Annotated in this window: 23 protein-coding genes, 1 tRNA gene and 1 pseudogene; 12 read left to right on the top strand and 13 right to left on the bottom strand. The window is 62.0% G+C overall.

All coding sequences use genetic code 11. The annotated features are described in order from the left end of the window. Positions 1-45 precede the first annotated feature (45 nt). The 8 genes from ACMGGG_RS13970 to ACMGGG_RS14005 all read right to left on the bottom strand — a co-directional run bounded on the left by ACMGGG_RS13970 (position 46) and on the right by ACMGGG_RS14005 (position 7,457). Positions 46-789 (bottom strand): molecular chaperone, encoded by a 744-nt coding sequence (locus ACMGGG_RS13970; protein ID WP_414155699.1) that lies wholly within the window; start codon positions 787-789, stop codon positions 46-48. Positions 790-847: 58 nt separating this feature from the next. Continuing rightward, positions 848-1,372 (bottom strand): fimbrial protein, encoded by a 525-nt coding sequence (locus tag ACMGGG_RS13975; protein WP_054892080.1) that lies wholly within the window; start codon positions 1,370-1,372, stop codon positions 848-850. A gap of 215 nt (positions 1,373-1,587) precedes the next feature. Continuing rightward, positions 1,588-2,943, bottom strand: a complete 1,356-nt coding sequence (gorA, locus tag ACMGGG_RS13980; RefSeq protein ID WP_153774852.1) for a glutathione-disulfide reductase — start codon at positions 2,941-2,943, stop codon at positions 1,588-1,590. Between the two features lie 102 nt (positions 2,944-3,045). Continuing rightward, complete coding sequence (gene galU / locus ACMGGG_RS13985) at positions 3,046-3,885, bottom strand: UTP--glucose-1-phosphate uridylyltransferase GalU (RefSeq protein WP_063545331.1); 840 nt, start codon at positions 3,883-3,885, stop codon at positions 3,046-3,048. Positions 3,886-3,933: 48 nt separating this feature from the next. Then, on the bottom strand, positions 3,934-5,295 hold the full coding sequence (locus ACMGGG_RS13990) for a UDP-glucose dehydrogenase family protein (protein WP_414155702.1): 1,362 nt from the start codon (positions 5,293-5,295) through the stop codon (positions 3,934-3,936). A 95-nt stretch (positions 5,296-5,390) separates the two neighbouring features. Continuing rightward, positions 5,391-6,305, bottom strand: coding sequence for a c-type cytochrome (locus ACMGGG_RS13995; RefSeq protein ID WP_414155703.1), 915 nt, complete (start codon positions 6,303-6,305; stop codon positions 5,391-5,393). Further along, positions 6,302-6,952 (bottom strand): c-type cytochrome, encoded by a 651-nt coding sequence (locus ACMGGG_RS14000; protein WP_414155704.1) that lies wholly within the window; start codon positions 6,950-6,952, stop codon positions 6,302-6,304. The genes ACMGGG_RS13995 and ACMGGG_RS14000 overlap by 4 nt, the downstream gene beginning before the upstream one ends. Before the next feature lie 145 nt (positions 6,953-7,097). Continuing rightward, complete coding sequence (locus tag ACMGGG_RS14005; RefSeq protein WP_054892086.1) at positions 7,098-7,457, bottom strand: hypothetical protein; 360 nt, start codon at positions 7,455-7,457, stop codon at positions 7,098-7,100. A 163-nt stretch (positions 7,458-7,620) separates the two neighbouring features. On the opposite strand from ACMGGG_RS14005, the gene ACMGGG_RS14010 reads away from it, so the two are divergent. The 7 genes from ACMGGG_RS14010 to csrA all read left to right on the top strand — a co-directional run bounded on the left by ACMGGG_RS14010 (position 7,621) and on the right by csrA (position 12,333). Further along, positions 7,621-7,923, top strand: a complete 303-nt coding sequence (locus ACMGGG_RS14010) for a DUF1883 domain-containing protein (RefSeq protein WP_054892087.1) — start codon at positions 7,621-7,623, stop codon at positions 7,921-7,923. A gap of 8 nt (positions 7,924-7,931) precedes the next feature. Next, positions 7,932-8,102 carry a hypothetical protein gene (locus tag ACMGGG_RS14015; RefSeq protein ID WP_172964765.1) on the top strand — a complete coding sequence of 57 codons (171 nt, stop codon included), beginning with the start codon at positions 7,932-7,934 and terminating at the stop codon, positions 8,100-8,102. A gap of 169 nt (positions 8,103-8,271) precedes the next feature. Next, positions 8,272-9,030 (top strand): molybdate ABC transporter substrate-binding protein, encoded by a 759-nt coding sequence (gene modA / locus ACMGGG_RS14020; RefSeq protein ID WP_414155705.1) that lies wholly within the window; start codon positions 8,272-8,274, stop codon positions 9,028-9,030. Continuing rightward, positions 9,030-9,710 carry a molybdate ABC transporter permease subunit gene (gene modB / locus ACMGGG_RS14025; protein ID WP_063545336.1) on the top strand — a complete coding sequence of 227 codons (681 nt, stop codon included), beginning with the start codon at positions 9,030-9,032 and terminating at the stop codon, positions 9,708-9,710. The genes modA and modB overlap by 1 nt, the downstream gene beginning before the upstream one ends. A 1-nt stretch (position 9,711) precedes the next feature. Continuing rightward, positions 9,712-10,803: a molybdenum ABC transporter ATP-binding protein gene (gene modC / locus ACMGGG_RS14030; RefSeq protein WP_054892090.1), complete on the top strand. Its 1,092-nt coding sequence runs from the start codon at positions 9,712-9,714 to the stop codon at positions 10,801-10,803. A gap of 54 nt (positions 10,804-10,857) precedes the next feature. Further along, positions 10,858-11,871, top strand: coding sequence for a DNA topoisomerase IB (locus tag ACMGGG_RS14035; RefSeq protein WP_063545337.1), 1,014 nt, complete (start codon positions 10,858-10,860; stop codon positions 11,869-11,871). Between the two features lie 264 nt (positions 11,872-12,135). Beyond that, complete coding sequence (gene csrA, locus ACMGGG_RS14040) at positions 12,136-12,333, top strand: carbon storage regulator CsrA (RefSeq protein WP_054892092.1); 198 nt, start codon at positions 12,136-12,138, stop codon at positions 12,331-12,333. 71 nt (positions 12,334-12,404) lie between these two features. Here the strand turns inward: csrA and ACMGGG_RS14045 are convergent, their stop codons facing one another. From ACMGGG_RS14045 to ACMGGG_RS14055, 3 genes are read right to left on the bottom strand one after another with little or no spacing between them, the layout of a single operon-like run. After that, positions 12,405-12,764, bottom strand: coding sequence for a response regulator (locus ACMGGG_RS14045; RefSeq protein ID WP_054892093.1), 360 nt, complete (start codon positions 12,762-12,764; stop codon positions 12,405-12,407). Between the two features lie 12 nt (positions 12,765-12,776). Further along, on the bottom strand, positions 12,777-14,222 hold the full coding sequence (locus ACMGGG_RS14050) for an ATPase domain-containing protein (RefSeq protein ID WP_063545338.1): 1,446 nt from the start codon (positions 14,220-14,222) through the stop codon (positions 12,777-12,779). A 22-nt stretch (positions 14,223-14,244) separates the two neighbouring features. Then, positions 14,245-15,393: a two-component system sensor histidine kinase NtrB gene (locus ACMGGG_RS14055; RefSeq protein ID WP_414155706.1), complete on the bottom strand. Its 1,149-nt coding sequence runs from the start codon at positions 15,391-15,393 to the stop codon at positions 14,245-14,247. Between the two features lie 136 nt (positions 15,394-15,529). Between ACMGGG_RS14055 and ACMGGG_RS14060 the strand changes: the two genes are divergently transcribed. The 3 genes from ACMGGG_RS14060 to ACMGGG_RS14070 all read left to right on the top strand — a co-directional run bounded on the left by ACMGGG_RS14060 (position 15,530) and on the right by ACMGGG_RS14070 (position 16,451). Continuing rightward, positions 15,530-15,742 (top strand): hypothetical protein, encoded by a 213-nt coding sequence (locus ACMGGG_RS14060; RefSeq protein WP_112898588.1) that lies wholly within the window; start codon positions 15,530-15,532, stop codon positions 15,740-15,742. A gap of 106 nt (positions 15,743-15,848) precedes the next feature. Continuing rightward, a tRNA-Leu gene (locus tag ACMGGG_RS14065) sits at positions 15,849-15,933 on the top strand. A 104-nt stretch (positions 15,934-16,037) separates the two neighbouring features. Continuing rightward, positions 16,038-16,451, top strand: coding sequence for a DoxX family protein (locus ACMGGG_RS14070; protein WP_054892097.1), 414 nt, complete (start codon positions 16,038-16,040; stop codon positions 16,449-16,451). A gap of 1 nt (position 16,452) precedes the next feature. On the opposite strand, the gene ACMGGG_RS14075 is transcribed toward ACMGGG_RS14070, so the two are convergent. Together ACMGGG_RS14075 and ACMGGG_RS14080 are read right to left on the bottom strand one after the other, a co-directional pair. Then, positions 16,453-16,647, bottom strand: a complete 195-nt coding sequence (locus ACMGGG_RS14075; protein WP_054892098.1) for a hypothetical protein — start codon at positions 16,645-16,647, stop codon at positions 16,453-16,455. Positions 16,648-16,759: 112 nt separating this feature from the next. Next, entirely contained in the window at positions 16,760-16,897 is a 138-nt protein-coding gene (locus ACMGGG_RS14080) for a hypothetical protein (protein ID WP_153774860.1), read from the bottom strand. On the opposite strand from ACMGGG_RS14080, the gene ACMGGG_RS14085 reads away from it, so the two are divergent. Together ACMGGG_RS14085 and ACMGGG_RS14090 are read left to right on the top strand one after the other, a co-directional pair. After that, the gene (locus ACMGGG_RS14085) at positions 16,884-17,558 is read left to right on the top strand and encodes a polysaccharide lyase family 7 protein (RefSeq protein ID WP_054892099.1); all 675 of its coding nucleotides are present in this window, start codon (positions 16,884-16,886) and stop codon (positions 17,556-17,558) included. The genes ACMGGG_RS14080 and ACMGGG_RS14085 overlap by 14 nt on opposite strands. Positions 17,559-17,684: 126 nt before the next feature. After that, positions 17,685-17,813 (top strand): annotated as a pseudogene (locus tag ACMGGG_RS14090) (DUF2388 domain-containing protein); the annotation flags it as partial. Between the last annotated feature and the right edge of the window lie 7 nt (positions 17,814-17,820).

Below are 17,820 nucleotides of genomic sequence, written 5' to 3' on the forward strand. Positions count from 1 at the left end.
CCCGTCATACCGAGAATGGCCCACCACCGGCGACAACTCATGGGTTCAACGGCCTTGAGGGAACTGCAGGATTGCAACAGCTTCTCGAGAGGCGCCGTAGTCATCCAGGTACTGATAGCGCACCTGGGAAACCGCATCGGGACGAGACGGCGCGGAGCTCAACGCGAAACGGGCGCTGCTGAGGGGAGCAACATGGCCTACCGATGCTGGCAACGCCGAACCCGGATGGACAGCCTCGAGCTTGGCGAGATTGACGTGATAGGGTGTGGGATTGTCCGCATGCAGTACCCAGCCCTGGGATTCCCTGACCAGGCGCCAGGTAAGCCGAGCATGTGCATCGGCAGGCTTTGCGGCCAATCCCTGCGGCCGATAGAACAGTTTGATACGAGTCCTGAGGGAAATCTGCAGGCTGTTATCGCCACCACCTTTCGGCGGGACATCGAGTACATTCAGCCAGTACAGGCTCTCTCGATCCGTTGGCATGGCACGACTATCGTGAAACACCCTCAGGCTCTGGCGCTTGCCCGGGTCCAGGCGCAACAACCCAGGTGTCACGTTGAATGGCCCCTGTAACTCATCCTCGGCCTCTTCCGGCCCTCCCTCGTCGACCCAGACCTGCACCAGCGACGGATACCGTCCCTCGTTGCTCAACCTGACAGTGACCTCGGAGCTCTCGGCGGGATAGACGACCCGCGTGGTGGCAATCACCACACTGGCATTGGCCTGCGTGCACGACAGAAACGCGGCCAGCAACGATCCCCACCCCATGGCGCTGAGTGATAGCTTCATGATGTTCCACTCGAAAATTGGGAGCGGAGCAGCCCCGGACAGGGCTGCTCCATAGGACTCAGAGATAATCCAGCGAGTAGCGGATTCTGGAACTGACCAGGCCTGGGGTAGTGCGGCCTGTCGAGTAGTACTGGGCGTAGTAGCGCAGCGTCGCGTTACCGTCCACGAGGGTGACTTGCTGAGAGTTCTGCGAGCCTTTGGCTGCAGCGAGATTCATGACGCTCTTGGCACTGTTGAGCAATTGCAGCTCGACGTTTTCACTGCCGCCGGCATCGACGATCAGACGCCCTTGATCACTGACGCTCGCACCTGGCTCGAAGTAAGTTGAAACCTGGCCGACATGGGTACAACCCGTCAGTTGCAATACGAAGGAGGTTTCCCCTTCCACATCGCCTGGACGCACGAGTTTCGCGGCGTTGACATCCGGCAGGGTCACTGGAAGATTGCCGTCCCCCCCATTGATGATGCACGTCGGCGCCAGAACCCGCCCCTGAAAGCTGATTTCGCCGTGGTCTGCCTGGGCCCCCCCGACGATCAGCGACAACCCGCAGAGCGCAAAAACACTTTTGTAGAACCTGTCCATATCATCCTTCCTCAAGCGAGACGATCAGGCACATGCCGAACCGGCGCCGTAGAGCGGCGCGGCAACAGTATCTGCATCAGGCTTGGGAGGCTCTGTCGGTGATTGGTTGATCAGCGGCTGGCGACAACCATGACAGCGGTAGGATTCTCTACCATGCGATTGTGGGAACAATCCCCAGACCTCATGCTTCGAGGCCCGGAGAATGCTGCGAACTACTAACGAGTTACAGTCCGCATCGTGACGAATTCCTCAGCGGCGGTCGGATGTACGCCGATAGTCTCGTCAAACTGCTGCTTTGTGGCGCCTGCCTTGAGTGCGATACCCAGCCCCTGGATGATCTCGCCTGCATCCGGCCCCACCATATGGCAACCCAGGACCTTGTCGGTCTCGGCATCGACCACCAGCTTCATCAGGGTCTTTTCCTGCAGGTCGGTGAGGGTCAGCTTCATGGCGCGGAAGCGGCTCTCGAAGATCTGGATCTTGTGGCCGGCAGCCAGTGCCTGCTCTTCGGTCAGGCCGACGGTGCCGATCGGCGGCTGGCTGAACACCGCCGTGGGGATGTTCTGATAGTCCACCGAACGGTACTGCTCAGGCTTGAACAGGTGACGGGCTACCGCCATGCCTTCAGCCAGAGCGACCGGTGTGAGCTGGACACGACCGATTACATCGCCCAAGGCGAACACCGAAGGCTCGGTGGTACGGTACAGGTCGTCGACCCGGATGTAACCGCGCTCGTCGAGCTCCACGCCGGTGTTCTCCAGCCCCAGATTGTCGAGCATCGGACGACGACCGGTGGCGTAGAACACACAGTCGGCGATCAACTCCCGACCATCCTTGAGCGTCGCCTTGAGGCTGCCATCGGCCTGTTGGTCAATACGCTGGATATCAGCGTTGAACTGCAGGTCCAGACCGCGCTTTTCCAGTTCCTCCTTCAGGTGGGTACGTACCGAACCATCGAAGCCGCGCAGGAACAGGTCGCCGCGATACAGCAAGGTGGTATCGGCGCCCAGGCCCTGGAAGATGCCGGCGAATTCGACGGCAATGTAGCCACCACCGACCACCAGCACCCGGCGTGGCAGCTCCTTGAGGTAGAACGCCTCGTTCGAGGTGATCGCCAGTTCCTTGCCAGGGATGTCAGGCACCTGTGGCCAGCCGCCCGTGGCGATGAGGATGTTCGCCGCGCTGTAGCGCTGACCTTCTACCTCAACCTCATGGGCACCGGTCATGCGCGCATGACCTTGCAGCAAGGTGACGCCGCTGTTGACCAGCAGGTTGCGGTAGATGCCGTTGAGACGCTCGATCTCACGGTTCTTGTTGGCGATCAGGGTGCCCCAGTCGAAGTGACCTTCTTCGAGGGTCCAGCCGTAGCCGGCCGCCTGCTCCAGCTCATCGGCGACGTGTGCACCGTACACCAGCAACTTCTTCGGCACACAGCCGACGTTGACGCAGGTGCCGCCCAGATAACGACTCTCGGCCACCGCCACCTTCGCCCCGAACCCCGCGGCGAAGCGCGCCGCGCGTACACCGCCGGAACCGGCACCAATCACGAACAGATCAAAATCGTAGGCCACTTTCCAGACTCCACAAAAAAAGCCACCCGAGGGTGGCTCTTTTCGTGACGCGCTGCAAGCGTCAGACAGCAAGAAAAGTGACGCTGCAGCGCTGGCTCGGACTCAGTAGGCCTTGCCGGTCTTGTAGTAGTTCTCGAAGCAGAAGTTGGTGGCGTCGATATAGCCTTCGGCGCCGCCGCAGTCGAAACGCTTGCCCTTGAACTTGTAGGCAATGACACAACCATTCTGTGCCTGCTGCATCAGGGCGTCGGTGATCTGGATCTCCCCGCCTTTGCCCGGCTCGGTGTTGGCGATGATATCGAAGATGTCCGGGGTCAGGATGTAGCGGCCAATGATCGCCAGGTTCGACGGCGCATCTTCAGGCTTGGGCTTCTCGACCATGTTGGTCACGCGGAAGATGTCGTCGCGGATCATGTCGCCAGCAATCACGCCGTACTTGTTGGTTTCCTGCGGATCGACTTCCTGGATGGCAACGATCGAGCAGCGGAACTGATTGAACAGCTTGACCATCTGCGTCAGTACACCGTCACCTTCAGGGTTGACGCACAGGTCATCCGCCAGCACCACGGCGAACGGCTCGTCACCGATCAGGGGGCGACCGGTGAGGATGGCGTGGCCCAGGCCTTTCATTTCAGTCTGGCGGGTATAGGAGAACGAGCACTCGTCGAGCAGGCGGCGGATACCGACCAGGTATTTTTCCTTGTCGGTGCCCTTGATCTGATTTTCCAGCTCATAGCTGATGTCGAAATGGTCTTCCAGCGCGCGCTTGCCGCGCCCGGTGACAATGGAGATCTCGTTCAGACCGGCGTCCAAGGCCTCTTCAACGCCATACTGGATCAGTGGCTTGTTCACCACCGGCAGCATTTCCTTGGGCATGGCTTTGGTAGCGGGCAGGAAGCGGGTGCCGTAACCGGCTGCCGGGAACAAGCATTTTTTGATCATATACATCCTTAAACAAGGGCTGGGCCTGTGGTATTCGGCGCAGTCTAATCAGGCGGCAGTCACCTTACAATGCCCCACCTGCGGCCGACCGATGCCATGATAGAGATAACCCAGTGTAGATAGTTCCGATGGATCGTAAATATTACGCCCGTCGAACAGCACCGGCTTACGCATCAGGCCCCTGATCCGACGAAAATCCGGCTGGCGGAACTGCTTCCATTCGGTCACCAGTACCAGTGCATCCGCGCCCTCCACACAGGCATAGGGATCATCCCCCAACTGCAATTGACCACTGGCCAGCGCCTGCGGATAAGCCGCCGCGGCCCCCTCCAGCGCCGCCGGGTCACAGGCCCGCACCCGTGCCCCTGCCGCCAGCAGGGCGTCGAGCAGCACCAGGCTGGGTGCCTCGCGCAGGTCGTCGGTGCCAGGCTTGAACGCCAGGCCCCACAACGCCACATTGCATCCGCCCATGCTCCCCCCGAAATGCTGCTGCAGTGCCTGGAACAACAAGGTCTTCTGCTGCGCGTTGCGCGCCTGGACCGCGCGCAGGATCGCCGGCTGGTAGCCATGCTGCTCGGCTGTGTGGATCAGCGCACGCACGTCCTTTGGAAAGCATGAGCCGCCATAGCCGCAGCCTGCGTAGATGAAATCGCTGCCGATGCGCCGGTCGCTGCCGATCCCGCGACGCACCTGTTCGATATCCACGTCCAGCTCGGCGCACAGGCCGGCCAGCTCGTTGACGAAGGAAATCTTGGTGGCAAGGAAGGCATTGGCGGCATACTTGCTGAATTCGGCGGCGCGCGGGCTCATGACCAGCACGCGCTCCCGGTTACGTACAAAGGGCGCATACAGGCGCTGCAAGCATTGAGTGGCGGCGTCACTGTCGGTGCCGATGATGATCCGCTGAGGGCGCATGAAGTCCTCGACGGCGCTGCCCTCCTTGAGAAACTCCGGATTGCTCGCCACCGACACCGTGAAACTGGCCCCGCGTGCGCGCAAGCCGCTGTTGACCTGGCAGGCAACCCGCTCGGCCGTGCCCACCGGCACGGTCGACTTGTTCACCACCAGGGCTGGGCGCAGCAGGTGCCGCCCGAGGCTGTCGGCCACCGCCAGCACATGCTGCAGGTCCGCCGAGCCGTCTTCATGGCTGGGCGTGCCCACGGCGATGAACGCCACATCGACCCGCGCCAACGCATGATCCCAGTGCTCGGTGAAACTCAACAGGCCACTGTGCAGCCCCTCCTGCACGAGCGCAGCAAGCCCGGGCTCGTAGATCGGACACTGTCCCTGACGCAACTGGGCCAGGCGCGCGCGGTCATGCTCCAGACAGACCACGCGATTGCCCATTTGCGCGAAACAGGCCGCCGTGACCAGCCCCACGTACCCCGCCCCGATCACACAGAGTTCCATGGCCGCACTCCTTCAGGAAGATACGACATTGCAACCTGCAGGCGATTGCAGGGCCGTGACAGCGACGCGGCGGGAATATGACAGGTGCCCGGTATTCAGCCGCCCGTGCCCTGCCCGATCAATACACCCTCGACCTTTTGCCCATACAGGTTGACGCCATCGTTGGCATGGAACTTCACCCGCGTCTTCTCGATGGAGCCCTCTACCAGGCGCGGATCCTGCGGGCGTTCGTGGCGGTTGATCCATGCCGCGACATCCCACGCCTGCTGGTCACTCAGGCTGCCTGGCTTGCCCAGTGGCATGTTGTGCTTGATGAAGGACGCGGCGGTGTTGATCCGGTGCATCCCGGCCCCCCAGTTATAGGCATCGCGCCCCCACAACGGCGGCATGACGTACTCACCTGCAACTTTCTGCCCCTCGCCCTTGCCGCCGTGACAGATCGCGCATTGCTCGCTGTACACCTGCTCGCCACGCTTGAAGTCGTAGCCGTCCTTGGGTTGCGGCACCTCAGGATAACCGCGACCGGGCGTCTCCACGCCTGTGCGAGTGCCGGTCGCCAGCCAGTAGGCATAGACGCTGAGCGCGGTCATCTGCGGGCTGTCGGCCGCCGGTGGCTTGCCGTTCATGCTGAACTGGAAACAGCCTTGGATACGTTCGGCGTACGTGTTGACCTTGTCGTTTTTCTTGCGATAGGCGGGATACATCGGGTAGGCGCCCCACAGCGGAGCGGAGTGGGCCATGCGGCCTTGGTCGAGATGGCAGTTGCTACAGTTCATGCCATTGCCGACAGCCTCAGGCATCAAGCGGCGAGTATCGACGAACAGCGCATGCCCCTGGCGGACCATCTGGCCGAACGCGTTGTCCGGCAACTCGCTTTCTGCAGGAGGCACGAATAGCGGAGTGGCCTGGCTGCCGGGCACCTTGAGCTGCGACTGGTCTTGCATGGCGATCTGCGCCGCCTGGGCGACGCCTGCGCCGAGCCACAATGCTGCGATCAGGATTTTTTTCATGGTGCGACCTCCTGGCGGGCGGCGTGGGCGAAGTAGTCGGCGATTGCCGTCACCTCGGCATCGGTCATGGCCTTGGCCACACCGACCATCAGTTGGTTAGGGTCGTTACGCCTGCTACCGTCGCGCCAGGCATTGAGCTGCGCAACCAGGTAAGCCGCCGGTTGTCCGGCCAGTGGCGGAAAGTGCTCGCCAACCCCCGCACCACCTGGGCCATGGCACTGCACACAACCGGGAATCTGCCGGCTCCAGTCGCCATACAAGGCCAGGCGTTCGATCGGATCGCTGGCCATTTGCTGACGGCGCGAACCCGTAACCGGGTCGGAAGGCTGCTCGGCCAGCCAAGCGCTGACCGAGCGGATCTCCTCGTCGCTCAGCGCCTTGGCAAGCGGCTCCATGACCGGCTGCTTGCGGCTGCCCGAGCGAAAGTCCTCGAGTTGCTTGCTCAGGTATCCGGCGGACAAGCCGGACAGGCGGGGAAAACCAGCGGCGGCGATACCTTTGCCGTCCGGGCCATGGCAACCGAGACAGGCCATGGCGGCGGGATTCTGCCCGCCCTGGGTGAAGATTTTCTGGCCATCGACGGCATGCGCCGCGGGCCAGGCCAGGATCAGCAGACTGCCGATCATGACGCGACTCATCGGGTTCATCAGGGACACTCCATTTCCTTGTTATAAGCTTAGTCTTAAAAGACATAAGGAAATGGATACTAGTCCGGATAACTAAAGCGGAACAATGTCCCTACAAGTCATAAGGTATTGATCGGGCGTCTAACGACGTATTGCTTGCGCTGGATCAAGAACCGGAGATGCACTGGGTCGCTGCGGAGCGCACATCACCCAGACGCAGAGGGAAGTTGTTCAAGCGTTCATGCAGCTTGATGGCACTGCCACTGCCACGCTTGTCGACATCGACAAGCGCTGCCGGGCCGACACCGGCACTGAGCTTCTGCGGCACGATCAGGCGCAGGCCATCGCCACGCGCCTCTTCCACCAGCGGATCACGGCTATCGCCCAGCTTCTGCTTGACACAATCGGCATACTCACGCGGCGTCTTGCCGGAGATCACATCCAGCGTCTCTCGCGACTGCTCCAGCTCCGAGACACTGACGCAACCACCCAGTACCAGCGTCGCCGCCGCCATCACCCACTTCATCCGTTGCACCTCTGCCAATCAAAGAAATCGTTCGACAACGTCCGGGCGGTTTTGCTCCCTGCTTTGGCAGATTTCTCCCTGGCCCGGCCGTGCAGCCCGCCAGTGTACCCTGACATCGTGGTATCTTGGGCATTTGCAGAATCCCAACCTCGCGGAGCCCCACATGAAATTCGTCCACCAGCGCGAGCACCTCAACGAGGATGACATCGTCGTTATCGAGTGCTCCCAGCGCTGCAACATCCGCCTGATGAACGACGCCAACTTCCGCAGCTTCAAGAACGGCGGTCGCCACACTTACCACGGCGGCCTGTTCGAACGCTTCCCGGCGAAAATCACCGTCCCCAGCACCGGTTTCTGGAACATCACGCTCGATACCGTGACCGCCCGCCCGATCTCGGTGACGCGCAAGCCGACCTTCACCCACAAGATCAAGATCATCCGTCGCTCGTCGTCGAAACTCGGATAAGCCCTGCCATGACCCAGAACCTCAAATACGTGATCAAGTACAAGCTCGACGGCCAGCGCCGCTGGGACTTTGCCGTGATGCCCGATGCCTCTCAGGAACAAGCCCTGGAAGCGTTGCGCAAGATCCACGGCGAAGACGCCGAGAAAATCAGCGACATTCAAGTCAGCAAGGCGTTGTAATCCAACAGCCATAGCGCTCAGGGCGTGCCCGCCGCCGCCCTGGGTGCCTGCACCGCCGATACAGGCCTGGCGTCCCGATAGCACCCTGCCATGATTTCACCTCTTCCCCGCGAACGGTTTATCGCTATATATTTCGCAATATAACGATAACCTCCGAGGAGCCCGTTTCATGCGTATTCGCCTGCCCCACCTGGCCGTCAGCGCCCTGGCCAGCCTGATTTCCCTCAATAGCGCCTGGGCCGATGAAGTTCAGGTGGCCGTGGCAGCCAACTTTACCGCGCCGATCCAGGCGATCGCCAAGGACTTCGAGAAAGACACCGGACACAAGCTGGTCGCAGCCTTTGGCGCCACCGGACAGTTCTACGCGCAGATCAAGAACGGCGCGCCGTTCGAAGTGTTCCTCGCCGCCGACGACAGCACCCCTGCCAAACTTGAGCAGGAAAAGGAAATCGTCGAAGGCTCGCGCTTCACCTACGCCATCGGCACCCTCGCCCTGTGGTCCGCCAAGCCCGGTTATGTCGACGACAAGGGTGAGGTGTTGAAGAAGAACGACTTCCAGCACCTGTCCATCGCCAACCCCAAGGCCGCGCCCTACGGCCTGGCCGCGACCCAGGTGCTGGACAAACTCAAGCTGACCGAAGCCACCAAGGGCAAGATCGTGGAAGGGCAGAACATCACTCAGGCCTTCCAGTTCGTCTCCACCGGCAACGCCGAACTGGGCTTCGTCGCCCTGTCGCAGATCTACAAGGATGGCAAGGTCGAAAACGGTTCGGCGTGGATCGTCCCGTCCAGCCTGCACGACCCGATTCGCCAGGACGCGGTGATTCTCAACAAAGGCAAGGATAATCCGGCGGCCAAGGCCTTGGTCGAGTACCTCAAGGGTCCGAAAGCCGCTGCGGTGATCAAGTCCTACGGCTATGAAATCTGATGCCACTCGACGCCAGTGACCTGGGGGCGATCTGGCTGACCGTCAAACTGGCCAGCCTGACCACACTGATCCTGCTGGTGGTGGGCACGCCCATCGCCTGGTGGCTGGCACGCACCCGCTCATGGCTGCGCGGGCCCGTCGGGGCAGTCGTGGCACTGCCCCTGGTGCTGCCACCGACCGTGATCGGTTTCTACCTGCTGATCGCGCTCGGCCCCCACGGCTGGCTTGGTCAGGCCACCCAGGCGCTGGGGCTAGGCACCGTGGTGTTCAGCTTTACAGGGCTGGTGATCGGCTCGGTGGTGTACTCCATGCCGTTCGTGGTCCAGCCCCTGCAGAACGCCTTCAGCGCCATCGGCCAGCGCCCGCTGGAAGTGGCCGCAACGCTGCGGGCCAGTCCTTGGGACACCTTCATCCACGTGGTGCTGCCGCTGGCCAGGCCGGGCTTCATCACTGCCAGCATCCTCGGCTTTGCCCATACCGTCGGCGAGTTCGGTGTGGTACTGATGATCGGTGGCAACATCCCCGACAAGACCCGCGTGGTTTCGGTGCAGATCTTCGATCACGTCGAAGCCATGGCCTATTCGCAAGCGCACTGGCTGGCCGGTGCGATGCTGGTGTTCTCCTTCCTGGTGCTGCTGATGCTCTATGCCGGCCGCCGTGGCAAGGCTGGCTGGAGCTGAGATGAGTTCACGCATGCACGCACGCCTGAAACTGGCGCGCGACGACTTCACCCTGGACGTCGACCTCGACCTGCCGGGCCGCGGGATCAGCGCCCTGTTCGGCCATTCAGGCTCAGGCAAGACTTCCTGCCTGCGCTGCCTGGCCGGCCTGGAACGCGCCAGCGAAGCCTACATCGAGATCAACGGCGAGGTTTGGGAAGACAGTCGCCACGGCACTTTCCTCGCCCCGCATCGACGCCCGGTGGGTTATGTGTTCCAGGAGGCCAGCCTGTTTGCGCACCTCTCGGTGCGCGGCAATCTGGAATTCGGCTGGCGGCGGGTCTCGGCCAGCGAACGCAAGGTCGGACTGGACCAGGCCTGCCAGTTGCTGGGGATCGGGCACTTGCTCGAACGCAAGCCCATCACCCTCTCCGGCGGCGAAGCGCAGCGTGTCGGCATCGCTCGCGCCCTGCTCAGCAGCCCCCGGCTCCTGCTGATGGATGAGCCCCTGGCCGCCCTGGACGGCCCGCGCAAGCGCGAGATCCTGCCCTACCTCGAACGCTTGCACGACGAGCTCGACATCCCTGTGGTGTATGTCAGCCACTCCCAGGACGAGGTCGCACGCCTGGCCGATCATCTGGTACTGCTGGAGCAGGGCAAGGTCATGGCCAGCGGCCCGATCGGCCAGACGCTCGCGCGCCTCGATCTCTCACTGGCGCAGAGCGAGGAAGCGGGTGTGGTGCTCGAAGGTGTGGTGATCGGCCACCAACCCGACTATGGACTGTTCGACCTGCGCTTGCCGGGCAGCGACGGTGCGCTGCTGCGCATCGCCCATCCCGACCTGCATGTCGGCAGCACCCTGCGCCTCAAGGTACACGCCCGAGATGTCAGCCTGACCCTCGCCCACGACGGCACCTCGAGCATCCTCAACCGTTTGCCGGTGACCGTGCGTGAATGTCGCCCGGCCGACAACCCGGCGCACGTGCTGGTCAGCCTCGACGCTGCCGGCAGCGCCTTGCTCGCGCGCATCACCCGGTACTCGGCAGACCAGCTCGGCCTGCAGCCGGGCCAGATGCTGTGGGCGCAGATCAAGTCGGTGGCGCTGTTGGCCTGAGCAACTCAGGCACTGTCGTTGTCCACAGATGACAACTGGTCGATGGACTGCGCCATGCCCGAGATCACCCTGCCCCGCACCCTGCACTATGTCGACGACACCCAGCCCGGCCTGAGCCGACGCCTTTGGCGTGGGCGCTTCATCTACCTCAGCCCTGATGGCGAGCGCGTGCGCGACACGGAGACGCTGGCGCGTATCGCGGCGCTGGTCATCCCGCCCGCCTATACCGATGTGTGGATCTGCCTCGACCCACAAGGCCACCTGCAAGCCACCGGTCGCGATGCCCGTGGGCGCAAGCAGTACCGCTACCACAGCGAGTGGCGCACGCTACGCGACGAGCACAAGTACGGGCGCATGCTGGCCTTCGCGCAAGCGTTGCCAGGGCTGCGCCAGCACCTGGACCAGCACCTGGCACGCCCCGGGATGGACCGGGAAAAGGTCATGGCACTGGTGGTCAGCCTGCTCGACAACACGCTGATCCGCATCGGCAACCGTCAATACCTGCGCGACAACCAGTCCTACGGACTGACCACCCTGCGCAACCGACATGTCGAAGTCAGGGGCAACACCATTCGCTTCCAGTTTCGCGGCAAGCGCGGCGTCGAGCACAGCATCACCGTGCGCGACCGGCGCCTGGCGCAACTGCTCAAGCGCTGCATGGAGCTGCCTGGCCAGGAACTCTTCCAGTACCTGGACGAGGACGGCCAGCGCCATCGCATCGGCTCCAGTGACATCAACCTGTTCCTCCAGCAACTGACCGGTGCCGACTTCACCGCCAAGGACTACCGCACCTGGGGCGGCAGCGCACTGGCCCTGAGCCTGCTGCGTCCGCTGGCCTGGCAGCCTGAGGCCGAGGCCAAGCGCCAGGTCGCGGCCATCGTCCGCGAGGTTGCAACGCGCCTGGGCAACACGCCGGCGGTGTGCCGACGCTGCTACATCCATCCAGCGCTGCTCGAGCACTTCCACCTGGGCCGCCTTGCCGAACTTCCGCGAGTGCGGGCACGCAAAGGCCTGGAGCAGGAAGAGGTGGCCCTGTTGCGTTTTCTGCAGGCACTCGAAGCGCTGTGAAGTTTCATTGACCAGAGCTATTTACAACATAAAGCAGAGAAATTTCCCATATTCGCTCCGGCCCCCTATCCTTGCCACCGAGCACCTTCGCCGATTGATCTGACCCGGTTGATGTCGGCACCTGCAACTGAAGACCGCCAACAGATTTTGTTCGCTCAGGAATTAATATCTTCCGAAAGCGTCTTTAATGAGAAGGAAGAGGGACAGGCTCCCACCGCTGCGGCACATAGCCCCACGGATTTCTACATCACCAAGGAGAACTACATGCTGATACTCACCCGCAAGGTTGGCGAAAGCATCGTCATCAACGATGACATCAAAGTCACCATTCTGGGCGTCAAGGGGATGCAAGTGAGGATCGGCATCGATGCGCCCAAGGATGTCCAGGTCCATCGTGAAGAGATTTTCAAGCGCATCCAGGCCGGCAACCCCGCTCCGGAGAAAGCCGACGACCAATACTGACCACCCTTCGCCTCAAGCCGCACGGACGCGCTTGATCGCACGGCACGTCCCCGCGGGATTCCGCCTGCGGCTCAGGGACTCAACAGTTCGCGGACCTTGGCGATCATGCGGTCCATGTCGAACGGTTTGTCGAACACCGCGCTGAACAGTTCCGTTAGCCTGTGCCCCTCGTAGGCCTGCGCGCCGCTCATGAGAATGACCGGCAGATCGGGCAGCTGCAGCTCATTGCGGATCGCCCTGGCCAGCTCCTCGCCATTGAGCACCGGCATCATGTAGTCGGTGATCACCAGGTCAACCCGCTTCTCTCTCAGGGCCTCCAGCGCCTTGCGCCCATTGCTGGCCTTTTCTACCAGAAAACCCTCATCCTCCAGGGCGAATCCGAGGATGTCGGCGATCAGGTATTCATCATCGACGATCAGGATGCTGTTCATTGCCAGGTACCGTCAGCGGTCCCCCTGGGGTACGGCCGTGCCCGACAGCACACCGCTGGCCCCCGCGAATGCGTTGCGCAGGGTAATGCCATCGGCGCCGATAGCCAGCTCGTGGAGTGCCGGATCATAGTGGCTGTCACGGACCTTGAGAATCGACAACACACGCCGCAGCTGCGACTCCAGTTCGACGAAACGCATCAGGAACAGGTTGTCGACGATGCTCGACAGGTCCGGTGCCGGTGACGTGATTTCCGAGCCGAACAGGTCGCGCATCTCCCAGGTCAGCATCACACTGACACCCCGTGCGCGCAGCTCGCCGGTCAGGGCTCGGAAGAAACCGTTGAGCCGCGCCTGATCGAAAGCGAGTCGAGCGAAGGCGCCCAGGCTGTCGATCACCACACGCCTCGCCCCCAACGCCTGTACCTGCGCGAGCAAGCGTGCGCCAACCTGATCGAGCAAGCCCTCGGTGGTCGGTTGCCAGCTGAGCTGCAAGGCACCCTGGCGTTCCATTTCGGCAAAGTCGTAGCCCAGCGAGGCAGCCTTCAACCTCAGGCGGGCAGGCGGCTCGTAGAAACCAAAATGCAGCGCCGGCGCCTCAGGCGTAGCCGCTGCAAGAAAGCCGAGCCCAAGGGATGACTTGCCCGCTCCCGACGGCCCCATGAGCAGGCTCACCGACCCTTCGGCCAGACCACCATCGAGCATCCCGTCCAACGCTTTCACACCTGTGGTGATACGCACCAAGGTGTCAGAACCCAGGTTGCTCGGGTGGCTGTACAACGCCTCCAGGCGCGGATAGACCTGCAGCCCTGCCTCGTTGATCAGGCATTCATGAACCCCCGACAGTGCACCGCTGCCTCGGGTTTTGCGCAACTGTATATGACGCACTGCGCGGCTGCCCTCGAGCTGTTCACCCAACTCGATGACGCCATCGACCATGGTGTGCTCCGGGCTGCCCTCATCGAGGCGAGCGCTGGTCAACAGCAACACCGTGCAGCCGGCAAATGCCGCGTGCCCTTGCAGTTCGGCGACAAATTTCTTGGTATCGAGACTGGTTTCGGCCCGCGCCCGAGCATTGAGCAGGCCATCGACGATCAACAAGCTGGCCTGCTGCCTGGCGATCTCCTGGCGCAACAGACGCACCACCGCTTCCAGCCCTTCGTCCTGCAACGTATCGAAGGCACTGACGAACTGAATCTGGTCGCCCACCAGCGTCTGATCGAAGAACTCCAGGGTCGAGAGGTACTTGAACAGGCGCTCATGGGACTCGCTGAGCAAAGTCGCGACCAACACACGCCCGCCGTCACGCACATGGCCGCAGGCCAACTGGTTGGCGAGGATGGTCTTGCCCGCCCCGGGCGGCCCCTGGACGATGTACGAGGATCCGGCTACCAGGCCGCCCTTGAGCAGCGCATCCAGGCCCTCGATACCGGTCGCCAGTCGCTTGAGTGTTTCTACCATGACGTACTGTCCACCTTGTGTCTCAGGGTTCGGGCACTTTCGATGAAACCGGCAGGTAAAGGCTCATGCGCGTGCCCTCACCGACCGAACTTGCTACGCAGATCGCACCATTGCTCTGCTTGGCAAAACCATAGACCTGACTCAACCCCAGCCCGGTTCCCTTACCAAAAGCCTTGGTGGTGAAAAAAGGTTCGAAGATTCGCGGCAGCACCTGCGCATCGATCCCGTGGCCGCTGTCCTGCACATCGAAACGCAGGAAGCGCCCGTGCAGCGCCTCTACCTCACCCGCCAGTTCAACGACTGTCACGTCCAGGCCGATCGTCCCCTTGCCGCTGATGGCATCACGGGCATTGAACAGCAGGTTGAGCAAGACCATCTGCAACTGCCCCGCATCCACCTCGATCGTCGGCACCTCTGGCGCCACCTGCGCGATGAGGTCGATGCCGTCAGGCAAGGCGTGCTGCACCAGGCTGCGGGTGGACGCAACCAACTCGTCAGGGGAGATGGTGCTGACGTTCAGTTGCCGGTGGCGAGCGAAGCTGAGCAACTGGCCTGTCAATTGCGAGCCACGCTGCCCAGCCTCGAGGATGTGTTCGAGCAAGCGCTCTATCCGCTGCGGATCGCCACTGGCCCGCGCCAGGCGCGCCGAGCTGAGGATGATGGTCAGCAGGTTGTTGAAGTCATGGGCCAGGCCACCAGTCAGTTGCCCCAAGGCCTCGAGCTTCTGCGCCTGGAACAGCTGCGCTCGCATCGTGTCGAGCTGCAACGCCGACTCACGTCGATCCGTGATATCGCGGGTTACCTTGGCCAAGCCGATGATCTCGCCATGCTCATCACGCACCACATCCAGCGCCGCCAGGGCCCAGAACTGCGTACCGTCCTTGCGCACTCGCCAACCTTCGTCCTGCGCCACGCCCTGCTCCAGCGCCTGGCGCAGCAGGCGTGCCGGACGACCGTCGGCGCAATCCTGTGGCGTGAAGAACAACGAGAAATGCCGACCGATCACCTCGTCGGCACAATAGCCCTTGATCCGCTCGGCCCCTGGGTTCCAGGAAACGACGCGACCGGTCGGATCGAGCATGTAGATGGCGTAGTCCACCACCGCCTGCACCAGCTGTTCATAGCGATTGGCAGTCATGAGCGGCGGGGCGGGACGATCGGTCGAAACCATGCGGGCTCCACGAGCACGACAAGAGGAACTGTAGATGAGCTTAGTGCACGGCATCAGTGTCCGATATATGGCGCAATGACAGCAAGCCGGGGATTACCCTATAGTACCCCAGCCCCTCACCTGTCATGGAACCTATATGGCCATCAATTTCCGTCTGCTGGGCCTGCAGGACGACCTGCGCCACACCGCCCGGCAGATCGACCACCTGTGCCAGGCACTCGATGGCCATACCCGTTTTCTGTGCCACTCGGTGCATCAGGACGATGCCACCGCCATGGGCGAACAGGTGCAGGACCTTCGCCACAGCGCTGATGACATGCGCGAAATCGCCCAGCTGATCCGCCCCTGAACGGGCAGCGCGGTTGACTCACCTATAACGATGGGTTATAAAGCGCGCTTGATTGTATGGCCCTTCAGCATTGAAGCGTGCCGGTCCCGGTGACCCGGTCAAGTGTGCGAGTGTGGTGGAATTGGTATACACAGCAGACTTAAAATCTGTCGGCGCAAGCCTTGTGGGTTCGAGTCCCACCACTCGCACCATATTCCTCGTCAAAGGCGCCTGAACAGGCGCCTTTTTCGTTCGTGCAGCAAAGGCTTGCGCACCTGCTAGAGTGGATTCTGACACTGTCCACCGGAGCATAGACATGCGCTACACCCTCTTCGACGGTCAACGCGATGCCATCATCCTTCTGGCGCGCATCCTCTTGATGATCCTCTTCGTCCTCTCTGGCTGGAGCAAACTGACCGGCTTCGAAGGCACCGTGGGCTACCTCGGATCCCTGGGCGCCCCAGCCCCGACGGTCGCGGCGGCGGTCGCAGTGATCATGGAGTTCTTCGTAGCCATCCTCCTGATACTCGGTTTCTACACCCGACCACTGGCTTTGCTGTTCGCCCTGTTCGTGCTCGGCACGGCGCTGATCGGCCACCCGTTCTGGAACATGGTCGAGCCTGCGCGCGCAGCCAACATGACCCAGTTCTTCAAGAACATGAGCATCATCGGCGGCCTGCTGCTATTGGCTGTGACAGGCGCCGGACGCTTCTCGCTGGACCGGCGCTGACTCAGTCGTCAGGGTGGTCATGCCAGGCGGGATGGTCTTGCTCGTCATCGTCGAGATCATCCTGTAGCGCCTCGTCTTCCTCGATCTCATCCTCGGCGCCCTGGGCATCGGCCTCAGGGTCGAAGTCCTCGTAGAGAAATTCGTGATCGAGCAAGTGATCGTGCTCAGGTTCGGGGAGATCGTCTTCTTCGTGCATCGCGCAGCTCCGTGTTGGGGGGCCTGTATAGGCTTATCGGAAGTCGCGGTCAATCATTGAACCGGGTTAATGCTCGCTTAACTGCGCAAGCCGTAATCTTGCGCTGCTCCCTTCAGAACGTCTTGCCCGCCGCCATGGCGGGCTTTTTTTGCCGCTCATGGATCAGCTGAAACTTGCGCCGCTCCTCCAGGTTCGCACTAGGTGTAGGACCTGTCTTTTTTGCAAGGAGAACAGCAATGGCCGTGAACATGGAAAACCTCATCATCACCACGCCCGTGCCCAAGTCACCCAGCAATCCGGTGGCGCTGGAACTGACCGGGGCCCAGGCCCTGGCCACCCTCACCCAGGTAATCGCCCGCCTCAGCGACGGCTCGATCCGCATGAGCGCTCCGACCCGCGGCGCTTCGAGCAAGAGCACCCACCGCACCCGCTGCGAGTGGAAGGAAGCACGCTATTGGTCCCTGACCAGCGCTACCCGCCACAGCAATCATCAGCGCATGACCCTGGAAAAGGTCAATTCGGCGCAAAAAGTGGTGATTTCGCAGATGCACGTCAAGGACGACGACAGCCCTGTGATCAAGGTGTTCTGGAACAAGGGCAAGATCACCCTGGGGTTTCGCCAGGACTTCAACCAACTCACGCCGCTGAGTAGCAACGTACTGACCGACGTGCCGCTGAACACCCCGTTCGAGATCAGCATCGACGTCACCAGCGCCGGTGCGGCAACGGTCAGCGCCACCTGCAACGGCCGTACGGGCAGCACTGGCGTCCTGCAGATGGCCCAGAGCTGGAACGTCCGCGCCTTCAATTTCCATGGCGGCGTGTATAACCAGGTGGACTACAGCGACTCCACCGCCGCCGAAGACGGCTCGGTGTGCGTGATCAGCCGACTCGAACTCAGCCACATCTAGAAACAGTCTGTCGACATGCCTTTCACGAAATGCTGACATTCACAGGGGCATAGTGACCAGGCTTCGATACGTTCTTGAACCCGCCCAAATGGCGGGTTTTTCTTTTTCTGCGTCGACGCACTCGCCTTCATCGGCTCCGACGGCGCCATTCGCGGAGCTCGCTTCGAACAGGCACGCCGTGAATACCGCGCCAGCGCCACACCACCCTTCATGAGCGACCGACAACTGGCGCTGGCGATCACCGCCACCTATTGATCAGCGC

The organism is Pseudomonas sp. BNK-44-b (assembly GCF_047456245.1).
GTDB lineage: Bacteria > Pseudomonadota > Gammaproteobacteria > Pseudomonadales > Pseudomonadaceae > Aquipseudomonas > Aquipseudomonas machongensis.

Coding starts and splice junctions, on each gene's coding strand:
- ACMGGG_RS13970 (WP_414155699.1), bottom strand. CDS start 789: ATGAAGCTATCACTCAGCGCCATGGGGTGGGGATCGTTGCTGGCCGCG.
- ACMGGG_RS13975 (WP_054892080.1), bottom strand. CDS start 1,372: ATGGACAGGTTCTACAAAAGTGTTTTTGCGCTCTGCGGGTTGTCGCTG.
- galU (WP_063545331.1), bottom strand. CDS start 3,885: ATGATCAAAAAATGCTTGTTCCCGGCAGCCGGTTACGGCACCCGCTTC.
- ACMGGG_RS13990 (WP_414155702.1), bottom strand. CDS start 5,295: ATGGAACTCTGTGTGATCGGGGCGGGGTACGTGGGGCTGGTCACGGCG.
- ACMGGG_RS13995 (WP_414155703.1), bottom strand. CDS start 6,305: ATGAAAAAAATCCTGATCGCAGCATTGTGGCTCGGCGCAGGCGTCGCC.
- ACMGGG_RS14000 (WP_414155704.1), bottom strand. CDS start 6,952: ATGAACCCGATGAGTCGCGTCATGATCGGCAGTCTGCTGATCCTGGCC.
- ACMGGG_RS14005 (WP_054892086.1), bottom strand. CDS start 7,457: ATGAAGTGGGTGATGGCGGCGGCGACGCTGGTACTGGGTGGTTGCGTC.
- ACMGGG_RS14010 (WP_054892087.1), top strand. CDS start 7,621: ATGAAATTCGTCCACCAGCGCGAGCACCTCAACGAGGATGACATCGTC.
- ACMGGG_RS14015 (WP_172964765.1), top strand. CDS start 7,932: ATGACCCAGAACCTCAAATACGTGATCAAGTACAAGCTCGACGGCCAG.
- modA (WP_414155705.1), top strand. CDS start 8,272: ATGCGTATTCGCCTGCCCCACCTGGCCGTCAGCGCCCTGGCCAGCCTG.
- modB (WP_063545336.1), top strand. CDS start 9,030: ATGCCACTCGACGCCAGTGACCTGGGGGCGATCTGGCTGACCGTCAAA.
- modC (WP_054892090.1), top strand. CDS start 9,712: ATGAGTTCACGCATGCACGCACGCCTGAAACTGGCGCGCGACGACTTC.
- ACMGGG_RS14035 (WP_063545337.1), top strand. CDS start 10,858: ATGCCCGAGATCACCCTGCCCCGCACCCTGCACTATGTCGACGACACC.
- csrA (WP_054892092.1), top strand. CDS start 12,136: ATGCTGATACTCACCCGCAAGGTTGGCGAAAGCATCGTCATCAACGAT.
- ACMGGG_RS14045 (WP_054892093.1), bottom strand. CDS start 12,764: ATGAACAGCATCCTGATCGTCGATGATGAATACCTGATCGCCGACATC.
- ACMGGG_RS14050 (WP_063545338.1), bottom strand. CDS start 14,222: ATGGTAGAAACACTCAAGCGACTGGCGACCGGTATCGAGGGCCTGGAT.
- ACMGGG_RS14055 (WP_414155706.1), bottom strand. CDS start 15,393: ATGGTTTCGACCGATCGTCCCGCCCCGCCGCTCATGACTGCCAATCGC.
- ACMGGG_RS14060 (WP_112898588.1), top strand. CDS start 15,530: ATGGCCATCAATTTCCGTCTGCTGGGCCTGCAGGACGACCTGCGCCAC.
- ACMGGG_RS14070 (WP_054892097.1), top strand. CDS start 16,038: ATGCGCTACACCCTCTTCGACGGTCAACGCGATGCCATCATCCTTCTG.
- ACMGGG_RS14075 (WP_054892098.1), bottom strand. CDS start 16,647: ATGCACGAAGAAGACGATCTCCCCGAACCTGAGCACGATCACTTGCTC.
- ACMGGG_RS14085 (WP_054892099.1), top strand. CDS start 16,884: ATGGCCGTGAACATGGAAAACCTCATCATCACCACGCCCGTGCCCAAG.
- ACMGGG_RS14080 (WP_153774860.1), bottom strand. CDS start 16,897: ATGTTCACGGCCATTGCTGTTCTCCTTGCAAAAAAGACAGGTCCTACA.